This window comes from Proteus vulgaris (assembly GCF_011045815.1).
Lineage (GTDB): Bacteria > Pseudomonadota > Gammaproteobacteria > Enterobacterales > Enterobacteriaceae > Proteus > Proteus vulgaris_B.
Genome location: NZ_CP047344.1, coordinates 1084175 through 1102892, shown reverse-complemented (window position 1 = coordinate 1102892; position 18718 = coordinate 1084175). Strand labels below are relative to the sequence as shown.

General features: G+C 39.1%; 18 protein-coding genes. 13 read left to right on the top strand and 5 right to left on the bottom strand.

What is annotated here, in order from left to right; translation table 11 throughout:
* Positions 1-1524 carry an apolipoprotein N-acyltransferase gene (gene lnt / locus GTH24_RS05080; RefSeq protein ID WP_072070233.1) on the top strand — a complete coding sequence of 508 codons (1524 nt, stop codon included), beginning with the start codon at positions 1-3 and terminating at the stop codon, positions 1522-1524.
* A gap of 71 nt (positions 1525-1595) precedes the next feature.
* Positions 1596-2279, top strand: coding sequence for a hypothetical protein (locus GTH24_RS05075; RefSeq protein WP_072070234.1), 684 nt, complete (start codon positions 1596-1598; stop codon positions 2277-2279).
* Positions 2280-2287: 8 nt separating this feature from the next.
* On the opposite strand, the gene GTH24_RS05070 is transcribed toward GTH24_RS05075, so the two are convergent.
* The 4 genes from GTH24_RS05070 to GTH24_RS05055 all read right to left on the bottom strand — a co-directional run bounded on the left by GTH24_RS05070 (position 2288) and on the right by GTH24_RS05055 (position 6036).
* Positions 2288-2791 carry a protein disulfide oxidoreductase gene (locus GTH24_RS05070; protein WP_072070235.1) on the bottom strand — a complete coding sequence of 168 codons (504 nt, stop codon included), beginning with the start codon at positions 2789-2791 and terminating at the stop codon, positions 2288-2290.
* The gene (locus tag GTH24_RS05065; RefSeq protein WP_072070236.1) at positions 2791-3522 is read right to left on the bottom strand and encodes a DsbA family protein; all 732 of its coding nucleotides are present in this window, start codon (positions 3520-3522) and stop codon (positions 2791-2793) included. The genes GTH24_RS05070 and GTH24_RS05065 overlap by 1 nt, the downstream gene beginning before the upstream one ends.
* Complete coding sequence (locus GTH24_RS05060) at positions 3522-5561, bottom strand: protein-disulfide reductase DsbD family protein (RefSeq protein WP_072070237.1); 2040 nt, start codon at positions 5559-5561, stop codon at positions 3522-3524. The genes GTH24_RS05065 and GTH24_RS05060 overlap by 1 nt, the downstream gene beginning before the upstream one ends.
* A gap of 85 nt (positions 5562-5646) precedes the next feature.
* Positions 5647-6036, bottom strand: a complete 390-nt coding sequence (locus GTH24_RS05055) for a metal resistance protein (protein WP_115351371.1) — start codon at positions 6034-6036, stop codon at positions 5647-5649.
* A 365-nt stretch (positions 6037-6401) separates the two neighbouring features.
* Here GTH24_RS05055 and GTH24_RS05050 point away from each other — a divergent pair, with 365 nt between their 5' ends.
* From GTH24_RS05050 to nadD, 8 genes are all read left to right on the top strand, one after another.
* Positions 6402-7295: an amino acid ABC transporter substrate-binding protein gene (locus GTH24_RS05050; protein ID WP_164526026.1), complete on the top strand. Its 894-nt coding sequence runs from the start codon at positions 6402-6404 to the stop codon at positions 7293-7295.
* Between the two features lie 114 nt (positions 7296-7409).
* Complete coding sequence (locus GTH24_RS05045) at positions 7410-8150, top strand: amino acid ABC transporter permease (RefSeq protein ID WP_072070240.1); 741 nt, start codon at positions 7410-7412, stop codon at positions 8148-8150.
* Positions 8150-8824 carry a glutamate/aspartate ABC transporter permease GltK gene (gltK, locus tag GTH24_RS05040; protein WP_072070241.1) on the top strand — a complete coding sequence of 225 codons (675 nt, stop codon included), beginning with the start codon at positions 8150-8152 and terminating at the stop codon, positions 8822-8824. The genes GTH24_RS05045 and gltK overlap by 1 nt, the downstream gene beginning before the upstream one ends.
* On the top strand, positions 8825-9550 hold the full coding sequence (locus tag GTH24_RS05035; RefSeq protein ID WP_115351370.1) for an amino acid ABC transporter ATP-binding protein: 726 nt from the start codon (positions 8825-8827) through the stop codon (positions 9548-9550).
* Between the two features lie 327 nt (positions 9551-9877).
* Positions 9878-12460 (top strand): leucine--tRNA ligase, encoded by a 2583-nt coding sequence (leuS, locus tag GTH24_RS05030; RefSeq protein ID WP_072070243.1) that lies wholly within the window; start codon positions 9878-9880, stop codon positions 12458-12460.
* Positions 12461-12472: 12 nt separating this feature from the next.
* Complete coding sequence (gene lptE / locus GTH24_RS05025) at positions 12473-13021, top strand: LPS assembly lipoprotein LptE (RefSeq protein WP_115351368.1); 549 nt, start codon at positions 12473-12475, stop codon at positions 13019-13021.
* Positions 13018-14052: a DNA polymerase III subunit delta gene (holA, locus tag GTH24_RS05020; RefSeq protein WP_072070245.1), complete on the top strand. Its 1035-nt coding sequence runs from the start codon at positions 13018-13020 to the stop codon at positions 14050-14052. Before lptE ends, holA begins: the two co-directional genes overlap by 4 nt.
* A complete protein-coding gene (gene nadD, locus GTH24_RS05015) occupies positions 14045-14716 on the top strand; it encodes a nicotinate-nucleotide adenylyltransferase (protein WP_164526025.1) in 672 nt (223 codons plus the stop codon). The genes holA and nadD overlap by 8 nt, the downstream gene beginning before the upstream one ends.
* 6 nt (positions 14717-14722) lie before the next feature.
* Here nadD and GTH24_RS05010 read toward each other — a convergent pair whose 3' ends face one another.
* Positions 14723-15469, bottom strand: a complete 747-nt coding sequence (locus GTH24_RS05010) for a YbgA family protein (RefSeq protein ID WP_164526024.1) — start codon at positions 15467-15469, stop codon at positions 14723-14725.
* A 513-nt stretch (positions 15470-15982) separates the two neighbouring features.
* Between GTH24_RS05010 and rsfS the strand changes: the two genes are divergently transcribed.
* Genes rsfS through mrdA form a run of 3 tightly spaced genes read left to right on the top strand, consistent with a single transcriptional unit; the run spans position 15983 to position 18716 of the window.
* Positions 15983-16309, top strand: coding sequence for a ribosome silencing factor (gene rsfS / locus GTH24_RS05005; RefSeq protein ID WP_006537732.1), 327 nt, complete (start codon positions 15983-15985; stop codon positions 16307-16309).
* A 2-nt stretch (positions 16310-16311) separates the two neighbouring features.
* On the top strand, positions 16312-16782 hold the full coding sequence (rlmH, locus tag GTH24_RS05000) for a 23S rRNA (pseudouridine(1915)-N(3))-methyltransferase RlmH (RefSeq protein ID WP_072070247.1): 471 nt from the start codon (positions 16312-16314) through the stop codon (positions 16780-16782).
* Positions 16783-16820: 38 nt separating this feature from the next.
* Positions 16821-18716, top strand: coding sequence for a peptidoglycan DD-transpeptidase MrdA (gene mrdA, locus GTH24_RS04995; protein WP_072070248.1), 1896 nt, complete (start codon positions 16821-16823; stop codon positions 18714-18716).
* Positions 18717-18718: the final 2 nt, after the last annotated feature.

Below are 18718 nucleotides of genomic sequence, written 5' to 3'. Positions count from 1 at the left end.
ATGAATAAGACCTCTTTCTTAAACCGCCAGTGGGTCCGCGCCCTCCTGGCGGTTTTTTTAGGTGCTATCGGCACCTTCGCGTTTTCGCCTTTTGACTTTTGGCCTGCTGCCTTAGTTTCATTGCTGGGCCTATTACTGATAATTACGCAACGTACAACTCGACAAGGTGCATTTCTTGGCTTTGCCTGGGGCTTTGGATTATTTGGTACTGGTGTAAATTGGGTTTATGTCAGCATTGCTGATTTTGGTGGTATGCCATTTGCGATAAATATATTTTTAGTGATTTTATTGGCACTTTATTTATCACTCTATACCTTACTTTTTGCCGGTTTATTAAATAAGTTTTTCCCAAATCCGACTCTATGGCGATTTGTTTTTGCTGCACCCGCACTATGGCAAATTACAGAATTCTTGAGAGGTTGGGTATTATCGGGTTTCCCATGGTTACAATTTGGTTATAGCCAAATTGATGGCCCATTAAAAGGAATTGCACCTATTTTTGGTGTCACAATGATAACGTTGCTACTTACTGTTATCAGTGGCCTTATCGCATTTGCTCTCTTTCGAAAATCAATTTATAGCCTTGTTGCAGCACTCCTTTTATTGGTACTGCCTATCAGCTTTAAATCTTATCAGTGGTATCAAGCATTACCGGATGAAACACAAGAGATAGCACTTGTTCAAGGAAATATTGCGCAGTCATTAAAATGGGAACCGGGTACATTAGAAAGCACGCTAAAAACCTATCTCACCTTAAGTCGCCCTTTTATCGGTAATGCAAATCTTATTATTTGGCCTGAATCGGCGATCCCTGATGTTGAAATTCAACAACAAGGCTTTTTAGCTGAGCTTGATAAGCAACTGAGAGAGCAAGATACTCATTTAATGACAGGAATTATTGATGCTAGGCCGACATTAGAAGGTTACCGTTTCTACAATAGTGTCATCACATTAGGTGAACACTATGCTTATCAATACCCAGCAACAGATCGCTATAATAAACATCACCTTGTTCCTTTTGGTGAATATGTGCCATTAGAATCACTATTACGCCCACTGGCGCCTTTCTTTAATTTACCAATGTCATCATTAAGCCAAGGCGAATATGTACAGCCTCAGCTGACTGTCAATGATGCCAAAATTACCGCAGCTATCTGCTATGAAATTATTTTAGGTGAGCAAGTTCGTGCTAATTTCAAACCTGATACACGATTCTTATTAACGATTTCTAATGATGCGTGGTTTGGTAATTCAATAGGCCCTTGGCAACATTTCCAAATGGCGAGAATGCGTTCTCTAGAGTTAGGAAGACCATTATTACGTTCGACAAATAACGGTATTACAGCCTTTATTGCAGCCAACGGTGATGTCATTTCTCAGCTTCCTCAATTTGAAGAAGGTGCTTTAGCAGAAAAAATCACACCAACAACAGGATTAACTCCTTATTACAAATGGGGTAATACACCATTATGGATACTGGTTGGATTATTTTTTATTATCGCCTTTATTAAACGCCGTAATTAAAATGAATAAAGCCCAACCTTATTAAGTTAATATTAATTAGGTTGGGCTTTCTCTAATAAAAGGGCTTTCTCATGGAACATTACCCTGAACATATTCTCGATATTATTTGGCTACGAGCTAAAAAAATATCAACAGATAATGAAACAAAGGGTTTCCGTACGGATAAAGAAAATAAATGGATCCAACGCCAGATGTTCAATCAGCAACAACATGAATTTGGCTGGGTTTTATCAAAACAGCCAGAGTCAGTTAATCAACTTATTGAAGATAAAACCATTGTACCTGTGCATTGGAAAACTGTGATTAAAGTTAAACAAAAACAAAAGGCTGAGTCTAAACGCGTTAATGTCACCCTACTTGAGCCACCAGCACTATCTCAATTAATTCATTCAGCAGATATTCAATCTTATTGGCAATATGCTCATAAAATTTCCAGCGATAACGAAGAAAAAGGTTTTCGTAAAGATTATTATGGTTATGTTATTCAGCAAAATGCGTTCGGAGATAAACAACATCAATATGGTTGGACATTAGCCCAATTAACACCTACGAATAAAAATAATCAAACTGTTATCCCTATTAATATTGTGCCAATACATATTAATACTTCAAAACGTATTGCCGATGAAAAAGTGTTAATAGCTCAAAATACCCAAGAAGCAAAAATTGAGCGTAGACGTAAAAATATTATTTATGAGGTGATCTACTTTATTGTCAGCTTACCCGGTATCATTTTTTCTTTACTAAAATTCTGATAACCGATTTAAACAGAAGCCCACCATAAACGTAGTTTCAATCCCCATGAAGATGACCAACCACTCGTAAAGCCCACCATCTCCCCTTTATAGATAATAACAAATGAAGGTGTTGCACTAATTTCCCACTGCTGAGAAATATCTCCTCGGCTATCATTTATTACAGGAAAAACAAGTTCTTTAGACTGAATACCGCGTGCGAGTTTTGCATTATCACCCGAACGGATCGCAACTGATGTCACATTATACCCATCTTGCGCTAATGAATTCACCGCGGGTGTTGTTAGTTTACAAACACCACACCATGTTGCCCAAAAATAGATTAATAAGGGCTTTTCAGCACTCAATTCTGTTAATGAAACAACTTTATTATCAACAGTATAAAGCTCAGGTAAATTCGTTAAAGATGGTGGCGTAGGTTGTCGCCACCAATCCATCGCGAAAGAGGCTACAACGAAAATGACAACCAGAACAATAAGTTCTTTACTCCACTTTCGTAAGCGACTACGCATTATTTTTTCACTTTAGCCAGTTGCTCTTTCACAATCATTTCTAACTGAGCATAATCAACAGCACCAGGGATAACCATATCACCAACAACAGTTGCAGGCGTACCTTGAATACCTAATTTACGAGAAAGATCTAGGTTATTTTGTAACACTTTTAAACTGTCATCCGTTAATTTTACTTTGCTTGTATTAGTTGTTTTCATTGCATCATCAATACTTGCATTATCTAGCATTGTTTTCTTCTGCATTAAACGTTGGTGTAACGCTAAGAACGCTTTTGGATCTTCTTTCCATACAGAAAGCACAGCTTGAGATGCTTTAGCAGAACTTTCGCCTTTAAATGGTAATGGTTTAATGATCACAGCTACTTCTGGATAATCTTTTGTGATTTGTTCTAATAACGGATCAAAACGTTTGCAATAAGGGCAGTTATAATCAGTAAAAGAAACTAACACTAATTTAGCGTCTTTTGCACCAATACGAGGACTTGCTGCATCGTTATATAATGCATCATGTTCTGCCTTTAATGCGGTACGAAATTGTGCTTGTTGCTCATCGGCTTTTTGTGCTTGTAATGCAGTGATAGCTTCTTCCAAAATTTCTGGATTTTTGATTAATGTATCACGAACCAGTGCACGAACTTCTTTTTCCTGATCAGCACTTAATGCCGCTGCTTGCACATTTGCACCAAAAAGTAATGACGAAATAACCAGTGCAGAAAGTGTTTTTTTCATTATTGGGCTCCTTTAGCCTCTGAAAGAACAGTCAATGTTGAATCTTTATTTAAAAGAGGGGGTAAAACCACGCCATTTTTATGGCAAGGTCCATAAACTTGGTTAAAAGGTACAGCTACTTGACCTCGTTGTTTTAAAAACTGGGTGATCTTATCAGAGGGTTTAGTCCAATCCCCTCTTAATGCAACGACATCAGGGGCTGACAGAGCAGCCTGAATATCTTCTCGCAATAATACATTGTATTTGTTTGCTTTGCAGGTCACACACCAATCTGCCGTGACATCAACAAACACGCGTTTATTATCAGCCAAGGCTTGATGTATTGCTTCTTCAGATAAAGGTTGCCAATTTACCGTGTCTTGGCCTACAAGTGTATGGCTTTCTGGTTGAGCAACAAATAAATAAGTACTTCCCGCTAAAAATAGGGCTATCACAGTAGAAATAAGAGCCGTTTTTTTACCATAGTGCCGGACTATTGCGAGCAATAAAAGTAAAGCAATAACAATAAAAATGCCGGCAACAATTGTCATGCCAAAATGAGGAATTAAAAGTGTAATAAGCCAAATGCTAGACAACAGCATCATAAAACCTAAAACAACTCTTAGGCGATTCATCCATTTACCGGGTTTTGGTAGCACTTTTGCAACAGATGGGAATATTGCCACTAAGATCCAAGGCAAACTCATTCCTATCCCTAATGCAGTAAAAATAAGCCATAATTCACTTAATGGAGCAATCAGAGCATAAGCGACTGCAGTACCTAAAAATGGTGCGGAACAAGGAGTGGCAAGTAAAGTAGCAAAAGCACCTTCCCAAAAATGGCGGCCATACCCCTGTCCACCTGCCGTTGCCATTTTAGTATTCATATTGCTACTTAAACGTAACTCAAATAGACCAAATAAATTAGCAGTAAAAATAGCCGTCACTAACACCATAAATCCAATAAACCAAGGGCTTTGAAACTGTATTCCCCAACCTAAGGCTTCTTGGCTATAACGTAAACCCGTCATAAATAGAGCTAATGCCCAAAAAGAAACTAAAATACCTAAAACAGATACCGAGAATTGCTTACGAATAACCCCTTTATCGCGATTCTCAAGATGTAAAATCGAACCCAATTTCATCGCGAGTACAGGCAATACGCAAGGCATTAAATTTAAGATCAATCCACCTAATAGCGCAAAAGCTAGAATGCCCCATAATCCAACACTTGAATTAGATGGAGGCGCAATACCTGTTTCCCCCTGTCCTATTGTGTCATTAACTTGGCGAGAAAAATCTTGGTCAGTAATAACAAATGAGAGTGCTTTGCCCGAAATATCACCCGCAGCATCTCCCCAGTCATCAGTTACATCAACAGTGACAAATAAATTATTATCTTTATGATTTAAATGTGGAATTCCATAAAGCATACCTTCGGGAGGATCGAGATAAATATTAGGTTTAACCCACGCTCCTTGCTCTCTTTGTAAAGAGATAGTGAGCTGGCTATTGTTATAATCAGAAGAAACCGAGGAGACGAGTCCTGTACCAACTGGGATTTTTGCCATCGCCTGACTATATTGCCATTCAAAATCAGCAGGTGCTGGCTCAGTAAGGTCTAAATCTAAAGTGTAGTCCGTTAAAATACAGACATTACTGCATGTTGATAACGTTAAAACTCCAGTTAAACGATCAGCATGAACAGAGGTTAATTCAATCGGAAAAACAACTTGTTTGTCATAGCCTTGAGTGTGAATACCTGCGACATCAAAAGCAGAAGGTGATGGCCAATGCCATATCATTGCACTCACATCTTGTGGCCAATTAATTTCAGGTGCAACACCACCTTCCCCTGGTGAGCGCCAATAAGTTTTCCACCCAGACTCAAGTTGCACTTCAAGTAACATTTTCACATCGCCCGTTGGTGACTTTTGTGCCGTCGCCCTAACTTGTGCGTGAGAATTATCAGGCATGGTTAACCAGCCTGTATCTGCTGCTTGAGATGTAGATAACGTAAATAGCGTTAATACCAACGCCATAACAAAAGAACGAAACATAACAACTCCCTAAAAATTCCTACAACGCTACACACAAAGCTACGCCCAAAGATAGACGTGCAATTTTTTAGCTAAAAGGAAATTTCTAATCCCTCAAAATGCAATAATGAAGGTGAAGTCTTATCGGTGGGGGTGGATGGTGATGTTTTTTTTGGCTACGCTGGCGAGAAACATAGATAGCGGCCATGCTTAACAGTAATAGTACAGCCCATGAATGGAAAAAAGGCTCTATTGTTAGCGGAGGAACAGATAATAACGATTTAGCGCTTAATTCACAGGTAGAGAGTGAATAAGTATGTTCTGTTGCGCTATTCTCATCAGCAATCGGTGTTGATAGTGGGTATTGAGTTTGAGAAACAGCCGTCGCTAAGCGCTCACTAATGACGTGGGCACCTAATGAACGCTGAACAATGCAACACAAGATCAGCAAAACTGTTATTACCACTAGCCAGCGACCTGACCGCCAATTACTCATAGATGTTCCTCATCAATATGACCCGTTATCTTAACGGTAATCCACAGACAAACAACTCCTTAAGACAAACTTTACAAATCCCTACTTATTTTATTTTTCCTATTATCTCAATTTTTCATCTTTAACCTTTATTTCCATAAGGTTTCTACTACAATAATTTTAAATATTGAAAACAACTTCCAAAAAAATAATCAACCATATTTGATTTCATTCTTTTATTGAGAGATACCTCTCGTATTTCACAAATTACACTTCCCAACGGTATGTTATTTGTTCTATCTATTAACATTATCAAAACAAATTAAAACAAAAAAGCAACACAAAGCAAATCACAAATATCACTTATCACCACGACAGGAGTTATTATGCGCATGCGTAAACTAGCATTATCATTAATAATTTTAGGGGCTGCAGGAGCTGTGCAAGCAGAAGAACTCACTGGAACCTTAAAAAAAATCAACGACAACGATATTATTATTGTTGGGCATCGGGAATCCTCCGTTCCTTTCTCTTACTATGATAACCAACAAAAAGTGGTTGGCTATTCTCAAGACTATTCCAATCTGATTGTGCAAGCAGTAAAAGACAAAATAGGCAAACCTAATCTGCAAGTTCGCCTGATCCCTATTACGTCTCAGAATCGCATTCCATTATTACAAAATGGCACATTTGATTTTGAATGTGGCTCAACAACCAATAATGAAGCTCGTCAGCAACAAGCTAGTTTCTCTAATACTATTTTTATCGTAGGTACACGTTTACTGGCGAAAAAAGACGGTGGAATAAAAGACTTCTCTGATCTGTCCGGTAAAAATGTAGTTGTAACATCAGGAACAACATCTGAAATGTTACTTAACAAACTTAACGATGAGAAAAAAATGAATATGCGCATTATCAGCGCAAAAGATCATGGTGACTCATTCCGTACACTCGAATCAGGTCGTGCTGTCGCCTTTATGATGGATGATGCATTACTTGCTGGTGAACGCGCTAAAGCGAAAAAACCAGGTTTGTGGGAAATTGTAGGAACACCACAATCTGAAGAAGCCTATGGCTGTATGTTGCGTAAAGACGATGCTCAATTTAAAGCCTTAATCGATGAAACTATCGCTAACGCACAAAAATCAGGTGAAGCAGAAAAATCCTTCAATCGCTGGTTTAATGCCCCGATTCCACCTAAAAATCTTAACCTAGAATTCACTATCTCTGATGAAATGAAAGCCTTATTTGCATCACCAAATGATAAGGCATTGAATTAAAAATACATACGCCGTTGATGCAAACAAATAATTATAAAGTATCTGTTGGACAGACAGATCAGTGAAGTTTGGGGCAGTCGTTCCCTGCCCCTATTTTTCACCGGAGGTGAAATCATGTCGATTGATTGGGATTGGGGGATATTCTTCCAAGAAGCCCCTTTCGGAAACACCACATACTTAGGATGGCTGATTTCAGGCTTCCAGGTCACCATTGCCTTATCTTTATGCGCTTGGGTTATTGCCTTTCTTGTTGGTTCTTTATTCGGAATTTTGCGTACTGTACCTAATCGTTGGCTTTCAAGTTTAGGTACAGTTTATGTTGAGTTATTCCGTAACGTACCACTTATTGTTCAATTCTTTACGTGGTATTTAGTTATTCCTGAACTATTACCTCAATCTATTGGCGACTGGTTTAAAATGGACTTAGCGCCAAATGTACAATTTTTTGTCTCTTCAGCTCTTTGTTTAGGTTTATTTACCGCTGCGCGTATGTGTGAACAAGTCAGAGCAGCAATTAACTCATTACCCCGTGGGCAAAAAGCGGCTGGACTTGCCTTGGGTTTAACCTTACCTCAAACCTATCGTTATGTTTTATTACCCAATGCTTATCGTGTCATTATTCCACCAATGACCTCCGAAATGCTTAATCTCGTAAAAAACTCAGCGATTGCCTCCACTATCGGGTTAATTGATATGGCTGCACAAGCAAACAAGCTACTCGATTATTCAGCAAAAGCATATGAGTCATTCACTGCAATTACTCTCGCCTATGTTTTTATCAACGTCATTATTATGTTAATCATGAGTTGGCTTGAAAAACGTGTGCGTTTACCTGGCACAACAGGAGGTCAATAATGTATGAATTTGACTGGAGTTCTGTTGTTCCAAGCCTACCATTTTTAGTCGATGGCATGGCTATCACTTTAAAAATCACCATCACCGCTATTGTAGTTGGTATTTTATGGGGAACGGTGCTTGCTGTTATGCGCCTGTCTACATTTAAACCTATTAGTTGGTTTGCGGCCGCTTACGTTAATACCTTTCGTTCTATCCCATTAGTCATGGTATTACTGTGGTTTTATTTAATTGTTCCTAACATATTACAAAATGTTCTAGGACTTTCACCGAAAAGTGATATCCGTTTAATTTCAGCAATGATAGCGTTCTCATTATTTGAAGCTGCGTACTACTCTGAAATTATAAGGGCAGGTATTCAAAGTGTTAGTAAAGGACAATTTTCTGCCTCACTTGCATTAGGTATGACCAAATCACAAACGATGCGCTTAGTGATTTTACCTCAAGCATTTAGAGCCATGGTTCCACTTTTACTCACTCAAGGAATTGTCTTGTTCCAAGATACGTCCTTAGTTTATGTATTAAGCCTTACTGACTTTTTCAGAACGGCGGCAAATATTGGTGAACGCGATGGCACACAAGTTGAGATGATCCTCTTTGCGGGTTTTGTTTATTTTGTCATTAGCTTCGCAGCTTCAATGTTAGTGAACTTTCTTAAAAAAAGGACTACCTAGATGATTTCCCTAAAAGACGTATCCAAATGGTATGGTCAATTTCAAGTACTGACTGAATGTTCCACTGAAGTTAAAAAGGGGGAAGTTGTTGTTGTCTGTGGGCCTTCTGGTTCAGGTAAATCGACACTGATTAAAACAGTGAATGGCCTAGAACCTATACAGCAAGGTGAGATCCTTGTTAATGAAATCAAAGTAAATGATAAACGCACCGATCTTGCTAAATTACGAGCAAAAGTAGGAATGGTATTCCAACATTTTGAACTTTTCCCTCATCTTTCTATTATTGAAAATCTTACACTCGCACAAGTTAAAGTGCTTAATAGAGAGAAAATCGCTGCAAAAGAAAAAGGCTTAAAATTATTAGAACGCGTTGGTTTATCCAGTCATGCGAACAAATACCCTGCCCAACTTTCTGGTGGTCAACAACAGCGTGTCGCCATTGCCCGTGCTTTATGTATGGACCCTATCGCAATGTTATTTGATGAACCTACATCTGCACTTGATCCCGAAATGATTAATGAAGTGCTAGATGTTATGGTTGAGCTAGCGAATGAAGGAATGACAATGATGGTAGTAACTCATGAAATGGGTTTTGCCAAAAAAGTAGCTGATCGTATTATCTTTATGGATGAAGGTCGTATTGTAGAAGATAGACCTAAAAATGACTTTTTTGATAATCCAAAATCAGATCGCGCAAAAGATTTCTTAGCTAAAATCTTACATTAATACTTCATATCTCCTCTGCTGGCGTGCTTTCTTAGCACGTCAGCCTCAAATAATAATTTTGAATAACCTCGCAACCAAATATCAAGTAATCTTATTTTCTCGCAATATCACCATTATTTTTCTAGAAAATACGCATTTATTCTCTTTTTGTTTTAACGCTTTCCAAGATATCTCGCAATTGTCTTGAAAAAGTTATGCAAACAGTGGCTTTCATTAAGATCAATAGTTGTGGCTATTAGACAAAATCAGCTATGCTATGCAAGTCTTAATTTCATAATAGCGGTTACCCTCCGGTAGCCATTAATTCACCATAGGATTATCGGTGCCATGCAAGAACAATATCGTCCCGAAGATATAGAGCAAACTATCCAGGAATACTGGGAAAAGAACAATACATTTAAAGTGACAGAAGATAATAACAAAGAAAAATATTACTGCCTGTCAATGCTACCTTATCCTTCTGGCCGACTACACATGGGACACGTCCGCAACTACACCATTGGTGACGTGATTTCCCGTTATCAACGTATGCAAGGTAAAAACGTCTTACAACCTATCGGTTGGGATGCGTTTGGCCTACCAGCTGAAGGTGCCGCAGTAAAAAATAACACCGCGCCTGCACCGTGGACTTACGAAAACATCGATTACATGAAGAACCAGTTAAAGAAACTGGGTTTTGGTTACGATTGGGATCGTGAAGTCACAACGTGTACACCAGAATATTATCGTTGGGAACAGTGGTTCTTTACTAAGCTATATGAGAAAGGCTTAGTGTATAAAAAAACCTCTGCTGTTAACTGGTGCCCACATGATTTAACCGTATTAGCTAACGAACAAGTTATTGACGGCTGTTGCTGGCGTTGTGATACCCCTGTAGAACGTAAAGAAATTCCACAGTGGTTTATCAAAATTACCGATTACGCAGAAGAACTGTTAAACGATTTAGATACGTTAGATGAATGGCCTGAACAAGTTAAAACCATGCAACGTAACTGGATTGGCCGTTCAGAAGGCGTCGAAATTACATTTGATGTTGCAGATAGCGACGACAAAATGACAGTTTATACAACACGTCCTGATACCTTTATGGGTGTTACTTATGTCGCTGTTGCAGCAGGTCATCCATTAGCGCAAAAAGCAGCTCAAAACAATCCTGAAGTTCAACACTTCGTTGATGAATGCCGTAACATGAAAATGGCAGAAGCCGATATGGCAACGATGGAGAAAAAAGGGATTGCCACTGGTCTTTATGCCATTCACCCATTAACTAAAGAAAAAGTGGCTATTTGGGTCGCTAACTTTGTCTTAATGGAATACGGCACGGGTGCCGTGATGGCTGTTCCTGGTCATGATGAACGTGACTGGGAATTTGCAACCAAATATAACTTACCTATTAAAGCTGTTATTGCTGATGCTGAAGGTAACCAACCTGACTTATCTGAAGGTGCATTAACCGAGAAAAATAGCCTGATCAACTCTGGTGAATTCTCTGGTTTAGATAATCAAGCAGGCTTTAATGCTATTGCAGACAAACTTGCACAAATGGGTGTTGGTGAACGCAAAGTTAACTACCGTTTACGTGACTGGGGTGTTTCTCGCCAACGTTACTGGGGTGCACCAATTCCAATGGCAACCTTAGAAGACGGTACTGTTGTTCCTGTTCCTGAAGATCAACTTCCCGTTATCCTGCCAGAAGATGTAAAAATGGACGGGATCACCAGTCCAATTAAAGCCGATCCTGAGTGGGCAAAAACCACCATTAATGGCCAGCCAGCACTGCGTGAAACAGATACGTTTGACACCTTTATGGAATCATCTTGGTATTACGCTCGTTATACCTGTCCTGATTACGATAAAGGCATGTTAGATCCAAAAGCTGCTAACTATTGGTTACCTGTTGACTGGTATATTGGTGGTATTGAACACGCCATCATGCACTTAATGTATTTCCGCTTCTTCCATAAACTGATGCGTGATGCAGGTTTAGTTAACTCTGATGAACCAGCAAAACGTTTACTATGTCAAGGTATGGTGTTAGCTGATGCGTTCTATCACACAGGTGAAGACGGTGCTCGTCATTGGGTATCTCCTGCTGAAGCCATTGTTGAACGTGATGAGAAAAACCGCATCATAAAAGCGACTGACAGTGCTGGTCATGAACTGACTTATGCTGGCATGAGCAAAATGTCTAAATCTAAAAATAACGGTATCGACCCACAAACAATGGTTGAACGTTATGGTGCAGACACCGTCCGTTTATTTATGATGTTTGCAGCTCCACCAGAATTAACACTTGAATGGCAAGAGTCTAGTGTTGAAGGTGCTAACCGTTTCTTACGTCGTTTGTGGCGTTTAGTTCATGAACACACTCAAAAAGGAACAGCGCAATCACTTGATCTGTCTGCACTAACAGAAGAACAAAAAGATTTACGCCGTGACTTACATAAAACTATCGCAAAAGTATCTGATGATGTAGGTCGCCGCTTAGCTTTCAATACCGCAATTGCAGCCATCATGGAGTTAATGAATAAATTAACTCGTGCAAGTCAAGAAACAGAGCAAGATCGTGCATTAATGCAAGAAGCATTAGAAGCCATCGTTCGTATGCTTTCTCCAATCATTCCTCACGCTTGTTTTGTAATGTGGCAGGCATTAGGTGGAAAAGAAGATGTTGATGTTGCGCCATGGCCTGTTGCTGATGAAGAAGCCATGATTGATGACACTAAACTGATTATTGTTCAAGTGAATGGTAAAGTTCGTGGCCGTGTCACTGTTCCAGCTAATTCAGAAAAAGAATATGTTCAGGAAATGGCGACAAAAGAGTACAGTGTTGCTAAATACTTGGAAGATGTGACTATTCGTAAAGTCATTTACGTTCCAGGAAAATTACTGAACATCGTTGTTGGCTGATAAGGAGGCCTAGTGCGATATCTACTTTCGCTATTTTTCGGTTTAGCGGTGTTAATCACCGCTGGCTGCGGTTTTCATTTACAAGGGAAAACTCAGGTTCCAGCAGAATTAAAAACGCTTTATCTTAGCTCTGGTGACCCTTATGGCCCATTATCTCGTGTAATGCGTCAACAACTCAGACTTAGTGATGTTCAGCTTGTTGAAAATCCAACAGCCGATATTCCTATTCTCAAAATTGTAGGTTCGTCAGAGAGTAAAGAGACCGTTTCTGTGTATCAAGACGGTAAATCAGCAGAACGTCAGCTAACATTTGTGCTAGATGCGCAAGTGATTATGCCAGATGGAACGATTTACCCTATTTCATCACAGGTTTCACGCCCATTCTTCGATAACCCATTAGAGGCATTAGCAAAAGATGCTGAGAATGACATTATCAAGCAAGAAATGCGTGAACAAGCAACAGCAATATTAGTGCGTAAACTATTGGTTGTTCATAATGCTGAACGCCAAAAAGCCGCACAAGCTGAGCAAGCAAAACAGATAATCTCTCCGGCCAAATGATCCGCTTATATCCAGAACAACTGAATGCGCAGCTCCAAGAGGGGCTGCGCCAAAGTTATCTACTCTGGGGCAATGAACCTCTATTGCTCCAAGAGTCTCAAGATACCATCCAATCCGTTGCTAAAGCCCAAGGATTTATTGAACACTATCAATTTACTCTTGATAATAATACGGACTGGAATGAAATTTACTCCCTTTGTCAATCACTAAGCCTTTTTTCTCAAAGACAATCTATTTTGCTTCATTTACCTGATAGTGGTCCTAATGCAGCTATGTCAGAGAAACTCACAAGGTTATCTCAAGAGTTACACCAAGATTTATTATTGATTTTACGTGGCAATAAACTAACCAAGGCTCAAGAAAACAGTGAATGGTTTAAAACATTAAGCCAGAATGGAACATATGTTTCTTGTCTCACACCTGAACTTGATAAATTGCCTAATTGGGTTTCTCGTCGAGCAAAACAAAAAGGATTAGTGCTGGATGAACAAGGTAACCAACTACTTTGCTACTGCTATGAAGGTAATTTGCTCGCATTAGCACAGGCGATAGAGCGTCTTTCCCTACTTTATCCTGATGGTAAATTGACATTACCTAGAGTAGAAGCAGCTGTTAATGACGCTTCACATTTTACCCCTTATCACTGGGTTGATGCATTGCTTGCAGGTAAGACACAACGCGCATGGCATATTTTACAACAACTCAAAAGAGAAGATAGCGAACCTGTTATTTTACTCAGAACGTTACAACGTGAGTTAATGCAATTAATTACGCTGCACCGAGAATCTAAAACTGCCGCGTTAAAAACTATTTTTGATAAACATCGAATTTGGCAAAACCGACGTCCAATTTTTACAGCAGCATTACAACGTTTATCTGAGCATCAACTGCTAACTGCAATACGGTTATTAGCCAGTATCGAAATGACGATTAAACAAGATTATGGTCAAACTGTTTGGCCATCTCTTAGCGCATTAGGCTTATTGCTTTGTGGGAAAGCATTACCAGAAGGATTTGTAAATTATGCCTAAAAATAATGTTCCTACACCTTTAATTAATCAAGCTATCGCCTTATATGGTGGCACATTTGATCCAATTCATTATGGGCATTTACGTCCTGTTGAAGCACTTTCAGGATTAATTGGTTTAAAAGAAGTGGTGTGGCTACCCAATAATATTCCTCCTCATCGCCCACAGCCTGAAGCATCTTCTCAGCAACGTCTTGATATGGTACGTCTTGCTCTTGAGCCATATTCTTCATTTAAAGTGGATACTCGTGAGCTTGAGAAGCCAACACCTTCTTATACTATTGAAACATTAAGAGACTTCAGACAAGAAATTGGTAATAAACAACCTTTAGCATTTATTATTGGTCAGGATTCATTACTTTCAATTAATACGTGGCATCAATGGGAAAAGCTATTAGATGTATGCCATTTGTTAGTTTGTGCTCGCCCAGGTTATCAAACTCATTTCGAGTCAGCTCAAATGCAGGAGTGGCTAAAAAAACATCAAACCAATCAACAAGAAGATATTCATTGCCTACCTTCTGGCAAAATTTTTCTGGCTGATACGCCTCTTTATAATATTTCAGCAACAGATATTCGTGCTCGCCATAAAGCAGGATTAGATTGTCACGATTTGCTACCAAGTTCTGTCGAAGACTATATTCGCCAGCAACAACTCTATAAATAATTAAGGCTAAAGTTGCTCTCTTAAATAATTAAAAGCGAATGGATAAGGTGAAAAATAGCGTTGATGACTCAAATACTCATTAGGATAAACTGCTAACCAATATTTGAGTAAATCATAAGGTTTAGATAAAGGCACGATACCTTGACGATATTGTAAAATTGTCCGCGCCATTTCTTGTTTTTGTTGTGAGCTTAGATTTCGCTTAAAATACCCTGCCATATGCATTAACGCATTAGTTTGCCCTTCTCTATTTGCAGCAACACTAAATGCCTTCATTAGCATTTCCTGATATTTCGATGCAACTTGTTCAAGGGGAATAGCATCAGAAAAATTAGCAATATCACGTCCCAATTCTCGATAAGCCACTAGTGAATAAGCCATAATTAAATATTTATATCGGCTATGAAATTTAACTAAAGCCCCTTTAGTTAATGATTGATTAACCTGTTGTTGGTAATCAAACAGTGTGAAAAATTGGGTAAGAAAATGGTCAAGAACAATAGGCTGTAAAAGTTGATTAATATTTAATTGAGGTAAAGTAAAATTTGGGGGTGAGGAAAGGCTGTCTCCTTTTTTTCCAACATAACCATAAAGTGGCAACAGATTATCTCTATTTTGAGCATCTATCTGCATAATGCTTATCTTTTCCGCCTGAACCGTGTCACAAAGCAATGCTAACTTTTCTTGCAATTGGTGATTGGTGTTACTCATAATTTCTGAAGATATCCCGAGATAATTCACTTTTCTTTCCATTCTTTTTCTCTCCAATTAAAAAGTCTGAGCATTACACGGTATAATCTGAAGCTAACAAAGTAAAAACACATCTAATTAGGTGCTTGATGAGCATTGACAGACGATGTTTAGCTGTTATTCTCACCCTCTGTTCCCTTAAGGGAACTGTAAGGTAAAACTGTCGTCTAACTGAAAAGTCCTTATATGCCTTCTTTTTATTATTGATTATGACGCAGTTAATGGGCATACATGAATTTTTCTAAATCAAACGTCGAAAAACAAAAGAATGAGGTTTATGTTCTTGTTATCGCTAACTGGAATTACTCATCGAGTAAAATAGATTTATTGGTATAAATTCCTTTAAAATAGCGTTCATACTCTAAATAATTCGAAGTACAGTAAAACGACAAGTAAATGGTTACTAAAAGCAGACAAAAATCTGCAACTAGTACAAATAAACCTAGTCAACAATACTGCAAACTGATGTATAACGAGTATAGTATTTTTCGATTGAATTAACTCATTAGATTAAAGGTGATCCTTTTGCAAGGTTCTGAATTACAACAATTTATTATTGATAAGCTTGAAGATTCTAAAGCTCAAGACATCATTGCACTAGATGTCCGTGGAAAATCAAGTGTAACGGATTACATGATTATTTGCACAGGTACATCAAGCAGACATCTTATGTCTGTTGCAGATAATCTCGTTGATGATTGCCGCGAAGCGGGATTACAACCTTTAGGTGTGGAAGGACAAGGTGTTTCTGATTGGATTGTCGTCGATCTTGGTGAAGCCATGGTACACGTAATGCAAGAAGATAGCCGTCGTATGTACGAACTTGAAAAACTCTGGAGCTGAGTTTGAAATTACAGCTCATTGCCGTTGGTACAAAAATGCCGGACTGGATACAGACCGGCTTTATGGATTATCTTAATCGATTTCCCAAAGACATGCCTTTAGAACTTATTGAGATACCCGCAGGTAAACGCGGAAAGAATGCCGATATTAAACGCATTCTCGAAAAAGAAGGCGAACAAATGTTAGCGACTGTGGGTAAAGGGAATCGTATTGTCACTCTTGATATTCCTGGCGCTCGCTGGGATACGCCAAAACTAGCAGAACAACTTGATCGATGGAAGCTTGATGGTAGAAATGTCAGCTTATTAATTGGTGGCCCTGAAGGATTAGCACCTGCTTGTAAAGCTGCAGCTGAGCAAAGCTGGTCTTTATCTCCTTTAACAATGCCACACCCCCTTGTCCGTGTCGTGGTTGCAGAAAGCCTTTATCGAGCATGGAGTATTACGACAAACCATCCTTATCATCGTGAATAATCAATAAATTGGCGGGTCAGTAAGTGAAGTCAAATGGGATGAAAAGAAAAAAACGTACCCCGTTTCGAGATTATACTGCGGAATCAAAATTATTTATCCGCCGTGTGATCGTCGCATTTTCAGTAATTATCATATTAAGTGGTATTTTGGTTTTTAACCTCAATCACTTACAAATCGCTCGCCATGACGATTATCAAACACGTTCAAATGATAACCGAATTAAACTCGTCCCAATTGCACCTAGTCGTGGCATTATTTATGATCGCAAAGGGATCCCTCTTGCGCTTAATCGGACTATCTACCAGTTAGAAGTCGTACCTGAAAAGGTAACAAACTTACAAGAAACGCTTGAAAGTTTGAGAGAGGTTGTTGACTTAACTGATGAAGATATCGCAGCTTTTGAAAAAGAACGTAAGCGCTCTCGTCGATTTAGCTCTATTCCCTTAAAAACCACACTTAGCCAAGTGCAAGTTGCGCGTTTTGCTATCAATCAATATCGTTATCCGGGCTTAGAAATCAAAGGTTATCAACGCCGTTATTATCCTTATGGTTCAGCATTAACACATGTAATTGGTTATGTTGCAAAAATTAACGATAAAGATGTTGAACGACTTGATAAAGAAGGTTTGTCACCTAACTACGCCGCTACTCATGATATCGGTAAATTAGGTATTGAACGTTATTATGAGTCTGTATTACACGGAACAACTGGCTATGAAGAAGTTGAAGTCAATAGCCGTGGTCGCGTTATTCGCCAATTACATGAACAACCACCACAAGCAGGTAAAGATATTTACCTTACCGTTGATCTTGAATTACAGACCTATATTGAAACATTACTTACCACAAGCCGGGCTGCTGTTGTAGTGACTGATCCTCGCAATGGTGAAATTTTAGCCCTTGTATCAAACCCAAGTTATGATCCGAACTTATTTGTGGGCGGTATTTCTAATACTGATTATCAAGGATTACTAAATAATCCTGATAGACCACTAATAAATCGAACAACACAAGGCCTCTATCCTCCAGCCTCAACGGTTAAACCCTTTATGTCTGTTGCTGCATTAAGTGAAGGAGTTATCACCGCGAATACGACTATTCACGATCCTGGCTGGTGGCAACTTCCTGGCTCTGAAAAACGCTATCGTGACTGGAAACGCTGGGGGCATGGTAAACTCAATGTTACCAAGTCCATTGTTGAGTCTGCAGATACATTTTTCTATCAAGTTGCTTATGATATGGGAATCGATCGTATATCAACTTGGATGGGCCGCTTTGGCTATGGTGAATACACGGGAATCGATCTATCCGAAGAGCGTAATGGCATCATGCCAACGCGTGAGTGGAAACAGCAACGTTATAAAAAACCTTGGTATCAAGGTGACACGATCCCTGTAGGGATTGGTCAAGGTTATTGGACCGCAACGCCAATTCAAATGGCAAAAGCTTTAATGACATTGATTAATGATGGTCAAGTTAAAACTCCTCACCTACTTTACGGTACGAAACTTGGTAATGAAATGTTGCCTTATATTGATACAGAAACCCGTCAAATTGGTGATATTAACTCTGGCTATTGGGAATTAGCAAAACATGGTATGTATGGTGTGGCTAACTTCCCTAATGGTACAGGTCGCCGAAGTTTTGCTGATGCTCCTTATAAAGTAGCAGCTAAATCAGGAACTGCTCAGGTGTTTAGTTATGAAACATACAACGCAAGCCAATTGGCTGAACATCTTCGTGACCACAAACTGATGATTGCCTTTGCGCCTTATGATAAGCCGACTGTTGCTATAGCAATTATTTTAGAAAATGGTGGTGCTGGCCCTTCTGTCGGTGATATTACAAGACAAATTCTTGACCACATTCTCCTAGGTGATAACAACACAGTGTTACCTGATTCGCCACCTGCTCCACGCGGTTCAGAGGAATAATC